At 42.6% G+C, this 18,018-nt stretch carries 18 protein-coding genes; 2 read left to right on the forward strand and 16 right to left on the reverse strand.

Going from position 1 to position 18,018, the window contains the following annotated elements; all coding sequences use genetic code 11:
* Positions 1 to 16: 16 nt before the first annotated feature.
* Positions 17 to 2,089, reverse strand: coding sequence for a DNA topoisomerase III (locus IGJ45_RS14260; RefSeq protein WP_096710902.1), 2,073 nt, complete (start codon positions 2,087 to 2,089; stop codon positions 17 to 19).
* Positions 2,022 to 2,399, reverse strand: a complete 378-nt coding sequence (locus tag IGJ45_RS14265; protein WP_003128166.1) for a DUF1033 family protein — start codon at positions 2,397 to 2,399, stop codon at positions 2,022 to 2,024. Before IGJ45_RS14265 ends, IGJ45_RS14260 begins: the two co-directional genes overlap by 68 nt.
* Before the next feature lie 311 nt (positions 2,400 to 2,710).
* On the opposite strand from IGJ45_RS14265, the gene IGJ45_RS14270 reads away from it, so the two are divergent.
* Complete coding sequence (locus tag IGJ45_RS14270; RefSeq protein WP_096710901.1) at positions 2,711 to 3,586, forward strand: AAA family ATPase; 876 nt, start codon at positions 2,711 to 2,713, stop codon at positions 3,584 to 3,586.
* 115 nt (positions 3,587 to 3,701) lie between these two features.
* On the opposite strand, the gene mnmA is transcribed toward IGJ45_RS14270, so the two are convergent.
* Positions 3,702 to 4,820, reverse strand: coding sequence for a tRNA 2-thiouridine(34) synthase MnmA (gene mnmA / locus IGJ45_RS14275; RefSeq protein ID WP_003128164.1), 1,119 nt, complete (start codon positions 4,818 to 4,820; stop codon positions 3,702 to 3,704).
* 344 nt (positions 4,821 to 5,164) lie between these two features.
* Here mnmA and IGJ45_RS14280 point away from each other — a divergent pair, with 344 nt between their 5' ends.
* The gene (locus IGJ45_RS14280; protein WP_003128163.1) at positions 5,165 to 5,887 is read left to right on the forward strand and encodes a C39 family peptidase; all 723 of its coding nucleotides are present in this window, start codon (positions 5,165 to 5,167) and stop codon (positions 5,885 to 5,887) included.
* A gap of 97 nt (positions 5,888 to 5,984) precedes the next feature.
* Here the strand turns inward: IGJ45_RS14280 and IGJ45_RS14285 are convergent, their stop codons facing one another.
* The 13 genes from IGJ45_RS14285 to IGJ45_RS14345 form a co-directional block, all read right to left on the reverse strand.
* The gene (locus tag IGJ45_RS14285; protein ID WP_003128162.1) at positions 5,985 to 6,509 is read right to left on the reverse strand and encodes an Asp23/Gls24 family envelope stress response protein; all 525 of its coding nucleotides are present in this window, start codon (positions 6,507 to 6,509) and stop codon (positions 5,985 to 5,987) included.
* A gap of 54 nt (positions 6,510 to 6,563) precedes the next feature.
* Positions 6,564 to 6,758: a DUF2273 domain-containing protein gene (locus tag IGJ45_RS14290; RefSeq protein ID WP_029486300.1), complete on the reverse strand. Its 195-nt coding sequence runs from the start codon at positions 6,756 to 6,758 to the stop codon at positions 6,564 to 6,566.
* An 11-nt stretch (positions 6,759 to 6,769) separates the two neighbouring features.
* Entirely contained in the window at positions 6,770 to 7,333 is a 564-nt protein-coding gene (gene amaP, locus IGJ45_RS14295; protein ID WP_003128159.1) for an alkaline shock response membrane anchor protein AmaP, read from the reverse strand.
* A 204-nt stretch (positions 7,334 to 7,537) separates the two neighbouring features.
* Positions 7,538 to 8,143 carry a metallophosphoesterase gene (locus IGJ45_RS14300; RefSeq protein WP_021150561.1) on the reverse strand — a complete coding sequence of 202 codons (606 nt, stop codon included), beginning with the start codon at positions 8,141 to 8,143 and terminating at the stop codon, positions 7,538 to 7,540.
* 359 nt (positions 8,144 to 8,502) lie between these two features.
* Positions 8,503 to 8,844: a DUF1831 domain-containing protein gene (locus IGJ45_RS14305; protein WP_003128156.1), complete on the reverse strand. Its 342-nt coding sequence runs from the start codon at positions 8,842 to 8,844 to the stop codon at positions 8,503 to 8,505.
* A 220-nt stretch (positions 8,845 to 9,064) separates the two neighbouring features.
* Complete coding sequence (locus tag IGJ45_RS14310) at positions 9,065 to 10,204, reverse strand: cysteine desulfurase family protein (protein ID WP_096710900.1); 1,140 nt, start codon at positions 10,202 to 10,204, stop codon at positions 9,065 to 9,067.
* A 174-nt stretch (positions 10,205 to 10,378) separates the two neighbouring features.
* A complete protein-coding gene (gene manA, locus IGJ45_RS14315; protein ID WP_003128154.1) occupies positions 10,379 to 11,332 on the reverse strand; it encodes a mannose-6-phosphate isomerase, class I in 954 nt (317 codons plus the stop codon).
* Between the two features lie 48 nt (positions 11,333 to 11,380).
* A complete protein-coding gene (locus IGJ45_RS14320; RefSeq protein WP_096710899.1) occupies positions 11,381 to 12,385 on the reverse strand; it encodes a serine hydrolase domain-containing protein in 1,005 nt (334 codons plus the stop codon).
* A gap of 122 nt (positions 12,386 to 12,507) precedes the next feature.
* On the reverse strand, positions 12,508 to 13,326 hold the full coding sequence (locus tag IGJ45_RS14325; protein ID WP_096710898.1) for a VOC family protein: 819 nt from the start codon (positions 13,324 to 13,326) through the stop codon (positions 12,508 to 12,510).
* A 190-nt stretch (positions 13,327 to 13,516) separates the two neighbouring features.
* Positions 13,517 to 14,275 carry an acetylglutamate kinase gene (gene argB, locus IGJ45_RS14330; RefSeq protein WP_003128151.1) on the reverse strand — a complete coding sequence of 253 codons (759 nt, stop codon included), beginning with the start codon at positions 14,273 to 14,275 and terminating at the stop codon, positions 13,517 to 13,519.
* A gap of 94 nt (positions 14,276 to 14,369) precedes the next feature.
* Entirely contained in the window at positions 14,370 to 15,560 is a 1,191-nt protein-coding gene (gene argJ / locus IGJ45_RS14335; protein WP_003128150.1) for a bifunctional glutamate N-acetyltransferase/amino-acid acetyltransferase ArgJ, read from the reverse strand.
* Between the two features lie 44 nt (positions 15,561 to 15,604).
* On the reverse strand, positions 15,605 to 16,627 hold the full coding sequence (gene argC, locus IGJ45_RS14340) for an N-acetyl-gamma-glutamyl-phosphate reductase (protein WP_003128149.1): 1,023 nt from the start codon (positions 16,625 to 16,627) through the stop codon (positions 15,605 to 15,607).
* 82 nt (positions 16,628 to 16,709) lie between these two features.
* Complete coding sequence (locus tag IGJ45_RS14345; RefSeq protein WP_003128147.1) at positions 16,710 to 17,858, reverse strand: acetylornithine transaminase; 1,149 nt, start codon at positions 17,856 to 17,858, stop codon at positions 16,710 to 16,712.
* Positions 17,859 to 18,018: the final 160 nt, after the last annotated feature.

The raw sequence follows: 18,018 nt of genomic DNA on the forward strand, positions 1-18,018 counted from the left end.
TGCCTTCAGCCGTTCGTCATTCTTTTTTCTCCATCGCCGCTTTTAATGCTGCAGCCAATGGACTTTCTTGCGGTTCTTCCTGATTGATCTTTTGCATCAACCGGCGTTCTTCATGTTTGGTCAATTTTTTGTTACGCTCTTTCTTATCTGCCATTTTCTCGGTGATCCCATCGAACTTGCAACGGAAGAAAGCACCATTCTTTCCTTCAATGATCTCCATCTTTCGATGACATTGTGGACAGCGATGGTTAGACACTTTAGGATCTTTACGACGACGATACTTACAGGTTTGACTTGAACAAACATAGATCTTGCCATCTCGGGTACTCTTTTCCCTTAATGGTTCCCCGCATTCAGGACATCGTTTTTGCGTTAAGGAAAAGTCTTGATATTTGCTTTCGCTTTGCTTGATTTCTTTGACTAATTGCTTGGTATGTTTTTCTATCTGAGCAAGGAATTTTTGTTCCGAGTATTTTCCTTTAGCGATCAGTTCTAATTCCTTTTCCCATTTCTCCGTCAATTCCGGAGTGACTAAAGATGGGTTGACTAGCACCAACAACTGCTTGCCTTTTGGCGAAACTTGTAAACCGCTAGGTGTTCGCTCCATCAACTCTGACTTGATCAATTTCTCAATGATCTCAGCTCTCGTTGCAGGCGTTCCTAAGCTATGTTTTTCCATTTTGCCTAAGAGCGTACCTTCATTCAATGGTTTCGGCGGCGTCGTTAGTTCCTTTTGAATACTGAATGTTGGTTTGACACTCATTTGTTCCTGCCAAGAAACAGTGGTTGCTTCTTCTTTTGACTTTTTCCAGCCTGCCTCGATCACAGTGTTATGGGTAAAGACAAACACTTCATTACCAAATTTGACTGTAACTTTTTGCTGCTGCTTCTTATGCGGTTTGGCAAAAAGCATCAAAAAACGTTCAACGATCATTTGATAGATTCGCTGTTCGTCATTACTCAATTTTTCATAACGTGCCCGTTGCTCTGTAGGCAACAAGGCATGGTGATCCGTAACTTTCTTATCATTAAACACAGCTTGCTGCTGAACTTGACCGCCATTTTTCAAATAGCTTTTGACTTCAGGAGCAAAATCGGCCACTGCTTGCAACCGTTCTTTCATCGTTGCTTTCATGTCACTGGTTAAGTATTTTGAATCAGTCCGCGGATACGTGACGATTTTATGGGTTTCATACAAGCTTTGGACCAATGACAACGTTTTTTTGGCAGAAAAGTCATAGCGTTGATTGGCTTCTCGCTGAATCTCCGTCAAATCATAGGGTAAAGGAGCCGCTTCGGTTTTGATCTTCTCTTCAATAGACGCAACACGGCCATTTTGCTGACTCATCTTTTGAACCAGTGCTTCGGCTTCGCTACGGTCTTTCAATTGATAAGGATTGCTTTGTTGCCGCTTTGCTTTACTGTCGCCCACTTCTAAGTTGATGACATAATAGGTTTGGGGGCGGAAACCTTCAATCTGTTTCTCTTGTGCGCGAACCAAAGCAAGCGTTGGTGTTTGAACTCGGCCAGCGCTTAAATTATCCTGATATTTCACTGTTAAGGCACGGGTCACATTCAAGCCGACTAGCCAGTCTGCTTTTGCCCGAGCAATGGCAGAATAATACAAGTTATCATACTGCTTCGCCGGCTGCAACTTTGAGAACCCTTCTTTGATAGCCTTAGGGGTCTGAGAGGAAATCCATAGCCGCTTGACAGGTTTGTCACAGCGGACCCACTCTAAGATCCATCGGGCCACCAACTCGCCTTCTCGTCCTGCATCGGTAGCGATCACGACTTCCGACACATCTTTGCGATGTGCCAGTTGTTTGATTGCTTTCAACTGATGCCCCGTCTTAGGCAATGGTTTGATCCCGATCGTTTTGGGAACCATCGGTAATGTTTCCATCTGCCACGAGGCCCATTCTTTGTTTAAATCTTCGGGCATTTTTAGACCTAATAAATGACCAAGGGCCCAAGTAACGATTACCTTGGGTCCTTCGTAATAATTTTTATTTTTTTGATTACAACCCAATACTTTGCTGAGGTCTTTGGCAACGCTTGGCTTTTCCGCTAGAATTAGTTGTTTCATAAAAATCTTTCCTGCTTTCATCGACGACTTGTTGGTATTCTTTAAGTAGTGCCAACCCAATATATTGTTGGAGATAATCGTCGCATTCTTCACACCAGCGTTCTTCGTCTTCATTCCAAAAAGCCGTCATAAAGTTGGTTTTTGCATTTATGTACGAATACTCTTTCCGAATCTCGTGCCATTTTTCTTCGTAAAATGACTGTGCTTCCGCAAAAGATGCAAATGTGAACGCCTCTTGAATATCTGCCTGCCATCCTTCAAAAAACCACCATGGCTCGTTATCACCATACATGACTATTACTTGATACATCCCATCGCTCCTCTCAAGATTCCTTTCCCATATTAGTCACTTTTACCAAAAGTTGCAAGGAATAAGTCTCAACAATTAAGCACCCTTTAAAAAATTCAAAAAATCATCGTTTTTTTATGTTTTTATACTGTCTCTTAAGATGACATCAAAATGATGTTACCCTTAGTCTAGCATAGAACACAGGGAATGTGAATATAACAAGAAAAGATAACAACTCTACATAGGTGAAATTATTTTACTTGGAAAATTTTTTTATGGCAAGAACAATTATGTTACACTAAACAAAAAATCTGTTAGGAGTTGGCGCGTTGATGTACCTTAATCAAATTACTTTTCCTGATCGTGAATCCGAAGGGTCATTTTTTGCGGGGATTATGCGAACTGTCTATGATTCCTATTACCCCTATCAAGTCTTGTCAAAGAACGCCTTTTCTCAAATCGATTTTGAACCAATCACTATCCTTTACGGAGGCAACGGTTCAGGAAAAACCACCGCACTGAACATCCTTGCTGAGAAGATCGGCGCGCAACGGTCCGCCGCTTATAATCGTTCCAACTTCTTTGAAGATTACCTTGATCAATGCCATTGCATAGTTACCAACGAACCTAAAATCAAGCAAATTTTGACCAGCGATGACGTATTCGACTATATGCTCGACATTCGCAATTTGAATCAAGGCTTTGATCGCCGCCGAGAAGAAATCTTCGACGAATATTTTGAAGCCAAATATGCAAATTTTCGTTTTAAAGGCTTTGAAGACTATGAGAGATTAAAAAAAATCAACCTCGCACGTTCCAATACACAATCGAAATTCACACGTAAAAATCTGATGGATAATGTCCGTGAATTCTCAAACGGAGAAAACGCGGCAAGCTTTTTCCAAGAAAAAATCGTGCCTAATGGACTGTATCTTTTAGACGAACCAGAAAATTCACTGTCGGCCCAACGACAAATTGAGTTAGTCGCATTTATCGAAGACATGACCCGCTACGAACATTGTCAATTTGTCATCGCTACCCACAGCCCTTTTGTCCTCTCCATCAAAGAAGCAAAGATCTACGATTTGGATCAAAAGCCGGTGGATGTGCGTCGCTGGACACAGTTGGAAAATGTTCAGACCTACTACCGCTTTTTCCAAATGCATCAAGAAGCTTTTGAAGATGAAAAAAGACGTACCGATCAATAAGAATCTCCTAGAATCACATAGAAAACGATCCGAAAGATCATGCCTGCAAATCCATACAGGCATCACTGATCATTCGGATCGTTTCAATTATCACTGCTGCAATCGTTCGAATCGTTTAGACATATTGCAATTCTTTTGCTTCTTGGTAAGCGGCATCGATCAAGCCACCGCCAAGACATTCCATGCCATCATAAAAGACCACTGCTTGTCCTGGGGTGATTGCCCGAACGGGTTCATCGAAGATCACTTCGGCACGGTCATTATCTAGCAAGCGGACAGAGACGCCGACATCTTGTTGACGATAACGGAATTTGGCTGTGCACTTGAATTCACTTGGACGATCCGTGTCTGTCGTAAAGTGGATTTGACTTGCTTCCAACCGATCCGCATACAATGCTGGATGGTGGAATCCTTGTCCCACATACAATGTGTTTGTTGCTAAATCTTTGCCGACAACAAACCACGGTTCTTGTGAAGTGCCGCCGCCACCGATTCCCAATCCTTGACGTTGGCCGATGGTATAGTACATCAGACCATCATGTTGTCCTTTGACTTCACCATCTAATGTGACCATGTTGCCTTTTTTTGCTGGCAAGTAATTGCTTAGAAATTGTTTGAAATTCTTTTCACCGATAAAGCAAACACCTGTAGAATCTTTTTTCTTAGCTGTTGCTAAACCAGCTCGTTCAGCAATGGCCCGTACTTCAGATTTTTCCATGCCGCCTAAAGGGAACATGGTTTTACTCAATTGTGCTTGCGACAGTTGGCTCAAGAAATACGTTTGGTCTTTGTTGCTATCCACTCCGCGCAGCATATGGGTAACCCCATTTTCATCCGTTTCGACTTGAGCATAGTGTCCAGTTGCCACATAATCAGCACCAAGATCCATGGCATAATCTAAAAAGGCCTTGAATTTGATTTCTTTGTTACACATAACATCTGGGTTTGGTGTACGTCCAGCTCGATATTCAGCTAAGAAATATTCGAAAACGCGGTCCCAATATTCTTTTTCGAAATTGACTGAATAATAGGGAATGCCGATTTGAGCTGCTACTTTAGCCACATCTTTGTAATCTTCCGTTGCAGTACATACACCATTTTCATCGGTATCGTCCCAATTTTTCATAAAGATCCCGACAACATCATACCCTTGTTCTTTCAGCAAAAGTGCTGTTACCGACGAGTCCACCCCGCCACTCATTCCAACCACCACACGGGTGTTTTCGTTAGACATGATTTTTCACCATCATTTCAATTATAGATTCTGAAATCATCTACGATTTGAAGGTCGCAACTTTTCAGTAATTTGCATTATACAACAGATTGGCAAAAAATTCACGGAGAGTTTCATCGGTTTAGCTTTTCCTGTAAAAAACTTAGATACTTCTTTAAATTCAAAAAAACCTTTCCCACATAAATAGTTCCTCCGACAGCTGCTGCTTAAGCCTAATGCTAGCCTGCTTTCAAGCAAAAAGAAACTATCATAAAATCGTATGAATTTCTTCATAAAATACAGAAATGTCTGTTGCAAGGATCAGCTATACTCCTCTTAGATAATGACAAAAGGGGTAACAGAACATGAACAATCACGCAACGACTGACCGCAGAAATAGAAAAAAGCCAAAAAATTCCGTCAAAAAAAGTATTCTTGTCTTACTGATCATTGTCGCCGGTTCTTTCCTTTTACGACAATTAGTCTTTGAAAGAGTAAAGCATTCCGACTCACAAGATATCGTATTATTGCCAAAGAAATTTTCAGAGCAAGCCAATCAAGTGCTGCAAGAAGTGCTGCCGAAGTCCCAACAAGTCCCTTTGATTTTGCAAAGAGACGAACGTTGGGGGATGAAACGTTACGGCTCTGGGGAACAGCAAAATACCTTTGCCGATAATGGTTGTGCCATCGCATCTTTAGCAATGATTGATTCTTTTTGGCGAAATCAGGCACCAGAACCAGACAATATTCTCAACTGGGCAGGCAACCAATTTTATCTTGCTGATCAAGGAACTAGCTGGCAAATCTTTCCTCAGTTTGCCGAACATTTTGGCTATCAATTCTTAGATCTGGGAAATTCTTTCGAGGAAGCTTACAAGATGATTCAGCAAGGATTTCCCGTCATTGTCTCCGTACAGCCGGGAACATTTACTACCACAGGCCATTTGATGGTATTGGCTTTGAATAGAGAAGGGGGGATTCAAGTGCTTGATCCAAATGATTCACCAGATAAAAACCACTACAAAAAAACTTTCTCTAATGAACTGCTTGCTGCTGAAGGATTGAATTATTGGTGCTTTTGGCTTTGATTTTCAAAAGCAACTTACAGACTTGCACTGTTGACTGAGAACCATCAAAAAAAAACAGACTAGCCGATTAGCTAGCCTGTTTTTATATTTGCCGTAATTATTGAACTCGTGGTTCGTTGTTTTCTTGGATACGGCTGGCAGTTTTGTTGAATGCGCCTTTGGCTTTACGTGTTTGTTTTGAAGCAAATTCTCCAGTTGTTTCTGCAGCACTGCTAACTTTGTCTTGAACAGTTTCTGAATCTTTTTCGAATTGTTCACGAGTTTTAACATCTGCTACATTAACGTTCACTTCGATAACTTCCAAGTTTGTCATTTTGTTGACTTGTGTTGAAACGACTTCTTTGATTTGGTCGTAAATGGCAGTCATGTCGCTACCGTATTCTGCTACGATATCTAAATCTACGGCTACTTGTTTTTTACCAACTTCAACGTTGATACCGGAAGTAACATCATCCGTATTCACTAATTTTCCTGCGATATTTGAGAAGAACCCACCATCAACCGTTAATAGTCCATCTACGGATTCTAGCGCAATCCCGACAATCTTTTGAATTACTTTATCTTCGTAAGTCAATTCTCCTTTAACACCTGCAGTAGTTGTTGGTTTTACTTGATTTTCCATTGTACATTCCTCCTATATCTTCATAAAAATTATAATAATAAATGTTACCGATCACTAACGCCGCGGCTTTTGAAATTGATCAAAGAAACCGATCTCTTTGAGGTAGAAGCCAAGGTAACCTCCTAGTGCTGTAAAAATCAGTAGTAGCAATGTTTTCAAAAAGCCGACTGTCAGAAAGAGAATTGCTAGTATCAGTCCTAATGCAGCAAAGATAACCGGGATCTTATTTTGTTCGAACCATTTGTTCATCATTTCTCCTCCTAAACGACACGGGGTTGTGTGTGATGTTCTCTTGTTTCTTCAGCGTCTTTCAAGACAACTTCTGTTTGTATATCATGAGTGACACCGAATAGCGTTTGAAGCTTACTGCTGATCTCACCAACCAATGCTTCTTGTTGTTGCGGGATGGCTGCGGTCTGTTTCATTTCTCCATCGATCATGACTCGGACTTTATTCTTGATAATCTTGACCTTCACTGATGGCGAATGGATAAAATCAGCTTGTTGGACATTCTTTAAAACAAAATGTTCCAAGGCTTTCTTTTGAATCACCAATTCCCCGGATTTTTGCTGGATAACCAAACGATCCGAACGCTTTGGAAAGAACAAGACAACGAAAATACCAATGATCGTCAGCAGTGCAAAGCCGACACATGTCCAAAACAAAAACATGCTCATGGAAGCTCCGACCCACGGATACTCACGCAGTGGAATCAAGTAGAATGGTAAATCTACCGCTTGCTGATTCTCAATCATGCCAAAGAAAAAGACGAGCAACAATAACAGTAACCCAATGATCATGATCACTTTAGAAATCTTACGCATAGGCAACCTCCTTTACTACTTTCTATTTAAAGCATACACATTTCTTAAATATCCTTCAAATGATAAACCTTGAAACCGATTATTTTTTCATTCTATGACCAATGTTCAGCTTACTAGAAGCAGAAATTTTGTCTTGCTATTATAACTATTGTTAAAAAGATATATGACTATAATTCTTTAACCGACTGTTTTCCTTGTTATTTCTCAATGAAACGTTTGGTGTATTTCTGCTTGTTTGGCTTGAAAGATCCTTTCTAATTGGTTTTCGGAAATTGGTCGTCCAAACGGCCAAGGTTGAGGAAGGAATGCTAATTCCGGCGCATCGACACCGACATTGATATTCTCAGCGATAGGCAAACTATGATGATGGATATGCCCATGAAGGTTACGGCTATTCTTTGTCATTCCCAATAGCATCGGATAATGACTCAAATAATACTGGTGATGATCAAATTTTAACAACAGACCGACATCCGCAAAAGAAAACTTCGGCTCTCCGGAAATTCCGGGATCGTGCTTTGCTAGATAACGAAAGAGTGCGCGCGTATCATGGTTGCCTTTGATAAAAGCGATCTTTCCTTGCAGCCGTACTAATAGCGCTAAAAGCTCTGCAAACCCCGCTTCATGTTCTGGATGGAGTGCAATATCTCCTAGATGGTAGACCGTATCTTGTGCTTGAACCACCTGATTCCAATTAGCGACCATGACTTCATGCATCTCTGAGACAGACGCAAACGGACGTGGGGCAAAATCATTCGAACCTAATAGTTTTTCATGAAAATAATGAGTATCTGATGTAAAATAGCGCATCTTCTCTTCCTTTCTCAGGGTAAATGTTTTACATATCTGTCAGTATACGCTTAGCCTAAAAAGAAAACAGCAAACAAAAGCCATGATTGAAGTCACGATCTTTCCTTCAACTGTAACAAAAAAACAACCGAACGATTTCATTTCTGCCAAAGAGCAAGGGACAAGTCACAACAACATCCACATTGATAGTGTGGAACCGCTAACGTAGTGGATTAGCGCTAGCCTCCACACTCGCTACTGTGGACGATCCAACATTGTCCACGGAATAATTTGTTCATGATTGTCTTCCAGATACACTTTTGAAACGAAAATCTTTTGGTTGCTTTTCCTAAATAACGGATCATTTTGTTCGCGATGGTTTACGCTTTGATGAATAATCCGCGACTAATAAACCCATCCATCAAGAAATAAAATTTTTCTTGCAGCATTTTGTGTTGCGGGTCTTTAAAGATGTTGACTGCTTTCAATCCATTGGCTGTCGTAATCGACATCTTAAACGTTTTGATGTCCTTTGCGACGGTGATTTTTAATTTAAAGCCTTCTTTACTTTGCGGAGTTGCTTCCAACCCGCGGATCAGTTGGAAATTGCCACTGTTTGTTTCAGTAAATCCATTGTCCCGCAGTGTATACTTTTTTGCTTCTGGTGCTAATTGGTAGCGGGTCTCTGCACCTAAGACAGTTGTTGTTGTTTCAAATGCCATTTGCTTTCCACCTCGTTCGACGTTTTGATTTCCGAAAAAGCTTCTCTAGAAAAAATACAAGTGCTTTTTTCTAGAGAAAGTCTCTTTGCTATCCGGTATTTCTTTCTTCAGATTATCATGAATGGTTGCATGAGTGCCAGTTTTTTTTTGCTTTCTGCTCTCTTTTCGCTTATCTAGGAGCAGCCCCTTCGATTCCTCTAAAAACACGAAACTATGGGTACTACTTCTTCGTTCCTAAAACGGTTCGAGCAAGTAATTCTGCAAAACTATGGACCTCTTCTTCTGTGTTACCAAGACCAAAACTGATCCGCACAGATTCTCCCACAGCGGGATGCTCTTTGCCATACATTGCTTCTAAAACATGAGAAGGTTCCACGTTCCCTGCGGTACAAGCTGAACCCGTCGAGATCGCAATGCCTTTTAGATCCAATTTCATCAACAGTAGATCACTAGTAACACCAGGAAATTGCAGATTGATGATGTGAGGCAGCTTGCTATCAGGATCTCCATTTAAACGGTAGTCAACGCTTTGCTCTTCCAAAACAGAAAAAACTTGCTTAGCAAATTGCTGATACGTCTCACTGTACGCACGCTGTACTTCTGGAGTCAGCAAGGAAACAGCTTTTGCCATACCTACGATCCCTGTCAAATTTTCTGTACCGGCACGGCGCTTTTCTTCTTGCTCACCACCGTGTAAGAGAGTGGGTAGTGACAAGCCGTCTCGTTTGTACAAGAAACCAACGCCTTTAGGTCCGTTGATCTTATGTGCTGAAATACTCAACAAATCGATGCCATACGCAGCAGGATCAATGGGCAGCTTGCCGTAAGCTTGTACGGCGTCCGTATGAAAAACAGCGGCGTGTTCTTTTAGCAGTTCGCCAATTTCTTGGATCGGCAAAATATTGCCCGTTTCATTATTGGCGAACATAATTGAAACGAGGATCGTATCTGGACGTAGTGCCGCTGCTACTTGTTCTGATAAGAGCTGTCCTTTTTTATCGACAGGTAAGTAAGTGATCTCGAACCCTTGCTTCTCCAAAAACTTCATGCTTTCGATGACTGCTGGATGTTCGATCGTCGTAGTAATGATGTGTTTTCCTACTGCTTGTTTTGCATACGCGGTGCCGAGGATCGCTGTGTTGTCGCTTTCCGTTCCGCCACTATTAAAAATGATCTCGTGGGCTTTGACACCTAACTGATCGGCGATTACTTGTCGCGCTTCTTCTAGCTTGGTATGGGCATCCCGACCGTACCTATGGATACTGGAAGGATTGCCAAAAAATGTCGTCATTGTGTCATTCATGGCTCGAATGACAGCCGGGTGCATCGGCGTCGTTGCTGCATGATCTAAATAAACCATTCGTTTCACCTATCCTTTATTAAAGCCATTATAACAAATCTAAACCAACCGTCTATCCCTAACGATTGATTTTCCGGTAGTTTAAAAGAATAGCAAAAAACAGCAAGCAGGTTTTCTTCTGCTTGCTGCGAATGATTTGGTTCTTCAATGTATTTTTTTAGAAAAAGCAATCACTTATGCGTTCTCACCAGGTTCAGAGGCGATCACCGTCAGTTCTCCCTGTAATGTCCATTTTTTGATTGGATTAGGCAGAATACAGCTTGTTCCCATCTTCAATTCATAGGAATGACCATCGATCACAAGTTGACCATATCCGTCAATCACGGTCATCAGAGTATAGTCTGCTTGTTGTTCCAGATTCAATTTGCCACGAACTTCCCATTCATAAACATTGAAAAATTCGGTTTCCAGATACGTCACGATTGCCGAAGATCCTTGCTTGATTTCACGAATCGACAGTTCTGGTGCTTTAGCGGGCACAGTCGTCACATCAACAGATTGTTGGATATGCAGTTCTCTGGTCTTGCCTTGATCGTCTGTCCGATCATAGTCATAAACCCGATAAGTGGTATCTGAACTTTGTTGTGTTTCCAAAATCATGATGCCTTTACCGATTGCATGGATCGTTCCGCTTGGCACATAGAAAAAGTCGCCTTTTTTAACAGGAACTTTCGTTAATAGATCATCCCAACGGCCGTCTTCGATCATTGCTTTTAATTCTTCTTTGGTTTGTGCGTGGTGGCCATAAATGATCTCTGCCCCAGGTTCTGCATCAATGATGTACCAGCATTCTGTCTTGCCTAGTTCACCTTCATGTTCCATGCCGTACGCATCGTCTGGATGCACTTGCACAGATAGATCGTCTTCTGCATCCAAGATTTTGATCAGCAAAGGAAATACCGGCGCCTCCGAATGACCAAACAATTCTTGGTGATCCCGCCATAAGTCTGCTAATGTCTTCCCTTTAAATGGGCCGTTTTCAATCACGCTGACACCATGAGGATGTGCACTGATCGCCCAGTCTTCACCGATCTTATCATTTGGCAGATCAAAACCGAAAACAGAATGTAAACGGCTACCGCCCCAAATTTTTTCTTGAAAAACAGGTTTCATAAATAATGGTTCCATAGTTGATCCCCTCTCTATTGATTCGCTAATATTATAGCACGAAAAACTTCAACGAACGGATTCTTTTAAATAACTTTGTACAATTTGATCCCGATGTTTCAGATAGCTGTCTCTGTGATCCTCTGGATGTACGCGATTCGAAAGAAAAATAAATGCTTTGCCATCAGAACCAATCAAAAGGAAGGTCCCTGTATACCCTGTATGATAGAGGTGTACAGGCGTACCTTTCAAGTCCCAGCCGATTGAGCGATGTCCTGTTTCAGATGGCGTATGGTCTAGATATAGTCTTTCCAGTATATCTGCTGAAAGAAAAGATTGCGTCGCTGTCTGACCTTTCTTCAACATCATTTGTACAAATTGAGTCAAATCATCAATGGTTGAAAACAGCCCTGCGTTTCCGGCATGTTTGCCCAAAACTCGTGCTTTGGGATCATGGGTGATTCCTTTCAGAACAGTCCCATCTTCTTGGCGCTGAGTGGCTGCTACCTTGCTTGCTGCCGGCAAAGGAGGAAACCCACTGTTGGTCATTTCTAGCGGTTGCAGAACCTCCTGCTGGAAGATCTCGGTGACAGAACAGCCAAAAAGTTCCTCCAACATGAAGCCTAGAAGAATCGTGCCCGTATCCGTGTACTGGACTTGCTTGCCAAGCTGTGGTCCGCTTTGGACTCGAAGATACGCGTGACGCAGCTCTTCAGCAGACAATTGATCGCGGCGAGGAATCCAAGTCTGGATATCGGAGGTGTGGGTTAAAAGATGTCGTAACGTTACTTTCTGATCAGTAAAAGCAGGCAAATAGCGGACCAGAGGGTCATCGATTGCTAGGACTCCCTGTTCCCATAGTTTGAGAATCACCGTCGTCGTACAAACCACTTTCGTCAAAGAAGCCACATCAAATAGGTGTTCCGTCGTAAGTGATTCTATTTGGGGCTGCCGAGCCGCGTAGCCTAAACAATGAGTCTCCATTTGCTCTCCATGGATGAATCGATAAACAACTCCCGGTAAGACGCCCTCCTGTTGCTTTTCAGCGATTAGCCGAATCGTTTCTGGATACATACCAGTTCCTCCTTTCGTGCGCCTCTAAACTGTTTTGATTATACCAGTCAGGCCCTAATTGCACAAAAAAATACAGAAGAGATTTCCAGAGAAATTCTTCTGCATCTTAGTGGTGAATCGCATTATTTATTTGCAACGAACCACCATTCGATCCCGATGGTATCGTAGGTAGTCAGTAAGTTTTTCTTTTTATCAATAAAGAATTCTTGCTTGCTGTCAGTCAAATGAGCTTCCAAAGTCAATAAGTCTTCTTTATCAATAGCGATCTTCAAAAAGTCCAATCCCAATACCTCATGTGTCGGTAAATCGATGGTTCCGCCTTGGCCTTCGATCAAACCAACTTGAAAATCATCTTCATTCAAATGTAAGAAACCATCTGCTTCTTTGGTCGTCAAACCTAACAGCTCTTCCAAAAAGTCGCGTTCTTTCGCTACATCACTGACATTCAGATGAATTTGGTTGAAGCGAGCTTTGCTTGATAACAGGACTACCTCACTTGGTGCAGCTTCGATCAATGCTTCAAGCGTTTTTGGCAAATCTGTTTCTTGAGTGCCTTCGTAAAAAACTTCGATTCGGTTTTCTTCAGGATCAGCCAAAACAACTGCGATTTGACTTCCTTCAAAAATAGATTCTTCAAAAGTCGCAGACTGTTCTTTCGCTTTTTTACAAATTACTGCCAGTTCTTCTAAGGAAGCGACGGTCAAGCGGATCCGTTGCATTTTTTTGATTTCCCCAAAATGATCATTGGCCCGTGGACTTTCTTCTAGCCAGATGACTTCACCTTCTGCACCTTTGAAACCCAAAATGGCTAATTCGTTTTCTTCCCGTTTCAAATCAAAACCTAGAACATCACGATAAAAAGCAATCGCTTTATCCCGATCTTTTACTCGAATCGCGATTGTCCGCAACTTTGTGCTCTTCCCCAATACAAAATCTGTCATTATTTCTCCCCCTATATATGTATGCGTTTATCTATGCATTTGTCCTTATTGTACTGATAAACCGTTATACTAGCAAATGAAATCCTTTATCATTCTACCATTATCAAGCATTTTTTTTTGACAAAAAAATAGATTTAACGACAAAAAAGGTCACTGAACTTCTTTTTTTTGTGGTTAAATCTACCTTTATTCATTGAAGGAAGGCTGTTTCTTTCATTCTTCTGATCTGAGTACCGTTTTTTTCTAATCGGTCGGTGATACTGACAGTTGCTACTCCGCTCATAAGCGCTTTTTTAGCACTGACTAACTTTGGCAACATCCCGCCAGTGATCACCTTCTCATTGATCAATGTTTTTATGTCAGTCAATGAGACTTGCTGCAGCCACTGGGAGTCTTTCTTGATTCCCGGTACATCTGTCAGCAGAATCAATCGTTCTGCTCTCAGACTGCTGGCAACTTTACAAGCGACTTCGTCCGCATTGATATTCAGCCACTGGCCTTCGGCTGTGATCCCAAGTGGGGCAAGGATCGGTATATGATTGCCTTTGATCAGCAGCTGAAGCAACTGCTGATTAATAGTCTTAGCCTTCCCAACATAGCCAAGTGTGGCGTGATTGATCATTTCCCCTTGGATCAACTGATCACAGCCAGCATTTAAGCCGATTGCCTGAAATCCAGCTTGCTGAAAATAAGTCGTGATCATTGGCTGGACTTGTCCCAGCAAAACCATGCGAGTGATCTCAAGAGTTTGCGCATCCGTTACCCTCAAGCCTTCTTTGATCTGAATCGGCAGTGACAATTTCTGCAGCATTTCCGAGATATAATGGCCGCCACCATGAACAATCACGATTTTCTTTCCTAGAGCTTGCCATTGTGCGACTTGTTCAAAAAAAACGGGGGTCAGATTATCTGAAGCAACACCACCCATCTTGATGACAATGATTTCCATATGTTCTTCCTCCTGTTGGATCTTGTGGCGATTTTTTGATTCTTACAGCCAATGATTCCGATTCTATTCGTTTGATACCTCCATGAGATAGGCATTACGTATGATAGAGTGCATTGATTTTGACATAATCATACGTAAGATCACAGCCCCAAGCTTTCCCGCGACCGGCCCCTTCTTGTAAAATGACATTGATTTTTACTTCTGAGGCTGTCAAGCGTTCTTCCATCAGTGTTTCATCGTAGTCAAGGGGGGATCCTCCTGCAAAAACCGGGATCGCCGCTAATTCGATCGCCACATTGGCAGGATCGATTCTTTGTCCGCTATACCCAATTGCACAAAGGATCCGGCCCCAATTGGGGTCTTTTCCATAGATTGCTGTTTTCACGAGTGGTGAACCTACGATCGTTTTACTGATCATGCGGGCAGCTAAGTCGGTGGGAGCCCCTTTTGTTTCAGCTTCAATCAGTTTTGTCGCTCCTTCACCGTCTTTAGCGATGGCTTTGGCCAATGTCGTTAAGACTGTCTGTAGCATTTTTTGAAATTGCTTATAAGCAAATGTATTTTCTTCAATCGGCGGATTGCCCGCTTGCCCATTTGCCAGCACCAATACCATGTCATTGGTGGAGGTATCGCCATCTACTGTGATTTGATTAAAAGTGACTTCCGTGAGTTTTCGCAGCAATGACTGCAGAAGGGACGGTGCAATAGCGACATCGGTAGTGACGAATGCCAACATTGTCGCCATGTTTGGATGAATCATCCCTGAGCCTTTGGCGCAACCTGCCATGGTGACAGTGTGGCCCGCAATCTCCGTCTGAATCACTTGATTTTTTTCAACAAGGTCTGTCGTTAAAATGGCCTTCTGAAATCCGGTAGGACTGCCAGAATGACTTAATTGACGAATCCCAGCAGCAATCGTTGCCATCGGTAGTGGTCGACCAATGATTCCCGTAGATGCCACCGCCACCTCTTCTGAGGCCACTCCGGCTTGTGCTGCAGCCAAAGCGATCATTTCTCTGGCATCTGCTATTCCTTGTTCTCCAGTACAAGCATTCGCATTCCCGGAATTCACGATCACTCCCCGAAGCTTTCCTGTTTTCAACTGTTCTCTTGTTACTAGGACGGGGGCCGCTTGTACTTGATTGGTTGTGAAAACTGCGGCGGCACTTGCCGGAACTTCAGAGAACAACCAGCCAAGATCGGCTTTTCTTTTTTTCACCCCACAATGGATGCCATCTGCATAAAAACCTTTTGGTGAAACAATTGTCCCTATAATTTCTTTCATGTTACACGCTCCTTATTCTGAACTAATCGAATTCCCAAGTATCGTTAAGGATACCAAGGGATCTGTCGTAATCCAGCTGTTTCCTCCAGCCCAGCCCATTTATTGACGTTCTGGATTGCTTGTCCGGCAGCCCCTTTTACTAAATTATCGATCACCGCAATGACTGTCACGATGTGGGTCATCGGATTTAAGACCAACCCAATGTCACAAAAGTTGGTTCCTGTCACCTGCCGCAGTTCTGGCAGCTTTCCTAACGGCTGCAAGCGAATAAATGGTTGTTCTTGATAGTCTTCTTGATACCTCTGATAAATATCTTCCGCTGTTCTTTCTGGCGCTACAGGCACATAAAGGGTCATCATGATCCCTCTGTTAACCGGAATCAAACTAGTGGAAAATTGGATGGCCGTCAATTCTGGATCCCATTGTTGAAACTGCTGGACAATTTCTGGGATATGCTGATGCTGATTCAATTTATATGTCTGCATATTTTCTGAAATTGTCACAAAATGACTGGTATCTGACAGTTTTTTCCCCGCACCAGAAAGCCCAGATTTGCCGTCAAAAATGGGAATGCCTGCCAACCATTTTCTTCTGACTAAAGGCGCAGCGGCTAAAATTGCGGCAGTGGCATAGCAGCCTGGATTGGCCATTAAATTTCCGTGGGACGTCTGAAACTCTGGCAATGCATATGTTGCAGCATGCAATAAACGATCCGCAGCTGGCGTCTGCTGATACCATTGCTGATAAACACCTGCTTCTTTCAAACGCAGATCTCCGGATAAATCCATCACAGGAAAGTCTTGTTCGACAAATGGCGAGACCAAATCTTTGCTAATACCAGCCGGTGTCGCAAAAAAGACCAATTCATTTTCTTGCATAATCTGCAGCGGATCAAACGGGTAAATCCTTTGGTTGACCAGTTGCTGCAGATGGGGATAAACATTGACTGAATTTTCTTGGACTGAATGACTATGTAACGTTCCTATCTCCAAGACAGGATGCAAGTGGATCAAACGAACCAATTCCAATCCTGTATAGCCGGTAAACCCGACGATTGCTGCTTTCACTTACTACACCCCTTTTTCACTTGTTCTCAAATTCTTTTTCAACAACCTTTCAACAACCAAAGCAGCTCTTCTTTCTTCATTCTCACCTTTCAGTGGTTTCTTCTTTCGTTCCTAAAACATGACGTAGAACAGCGAGTCCTTCAGCCATTTCTGCTTCCGTTATGGTCAATGCTGGCAGCAGACGCAGGACATTCGTTCCAGCTTTCAACACCAGTAACCCTGCTTGACGCAATTCTGTCATCGCCTGTTGGAGAGCAGTGCTATCCTTCAACTCTAAGCCAATCATTAGGCCCTGCCCTCGAATAGCCACGATCTGTGCCAGATCCGTTAAGCCTGCCATAAGCTGCTGATGTCTGGCAGCAACATTTACTAACACAGGGGAATCGGTTAGGACCGTACATACGGCATTTGCTGCAGCCATCGCTAACAAATTACCACCAAAAGTTGAACCGTGACTTCCAGGGCCAAACCCCTGCTGTAAATCAGTTTTTCCTAGCATGGCACCAACCGGCAGCCCATTGCCCAACCCTTTTGCTAATGTAAAAATATCAGGTTCGATCCCATATTGCTCAAAAGCATAAAAACTCCCCGTGCGTCCCATTCCTGTTTGAATTTCGTCTATGATCAGCAGTGCACCTGCTTCTTGACATAACGCGGCCACCTTTTGGACCCATTCTTTTTCAGCTGGGATCACGCCGCCTTCTCCTTGGACCAGTTCCATCATCACCGCAGCTGTTTCCTCATCCAACGCTGCTTGCAGCGGGGAAAATTCATTGAAGGGCAAATACTCAAAATCTGGTACGAGCGGACCAAAATCCTGATGGATGCTTTCTTGAGCCGTTGCTGTCATGGCACCAAATGTTCGTCCGTGAAACGAGCCCTCAAAAGTTAAAATCTTTGTCCGACCCGTTGCTTTTCGAGCTAGTTTTAAGGCTGCTTCATTTGCTTCAGCCCCACTATTGCAAAAATAGGCAAGATATGGACCTTTTGTTAGTTTTTGCGCGACTGTCTCTTGTAACGAATTGGTGTAGAGGTTGGGCGCATGCCATAATTTGTCCGCTTGCTGCAGCATTGCCTGCTGGATTTCAGGCTGCCCATAGCCAAGGTTGGCGACCCCAATACCGCTTGTAAAATCTAAATATCTCCGACCTTGAGTATCTGTTACATAGCTGCCCTTTCCTGCAGCAATCTCTAATGGCAAACGTGTATAATTGGGAAACAACTGACTCATCCATCAACGACCTCCTATGAATATTTATGTATTAATATACATTTTTAGCAAATAAATTGCAATATTTATTTATTTTATAACGAAAATATTCATTCCAACAAAAAAAAAGAGAAGCTTAACGCTTCTCTTCATTCTTGTTTATATTCACAAAAATCGATTG

The sequence above is a fragment of the Enterococcus sp. DIV0574 genome, from assembly GCF_051711125.1.
Lineage (GTDB): Bacteria > Bacillota > Bacilli > Lactobacillales > Enterococcaceae > Enterococcus_D > Enterococcus_D gallinarum.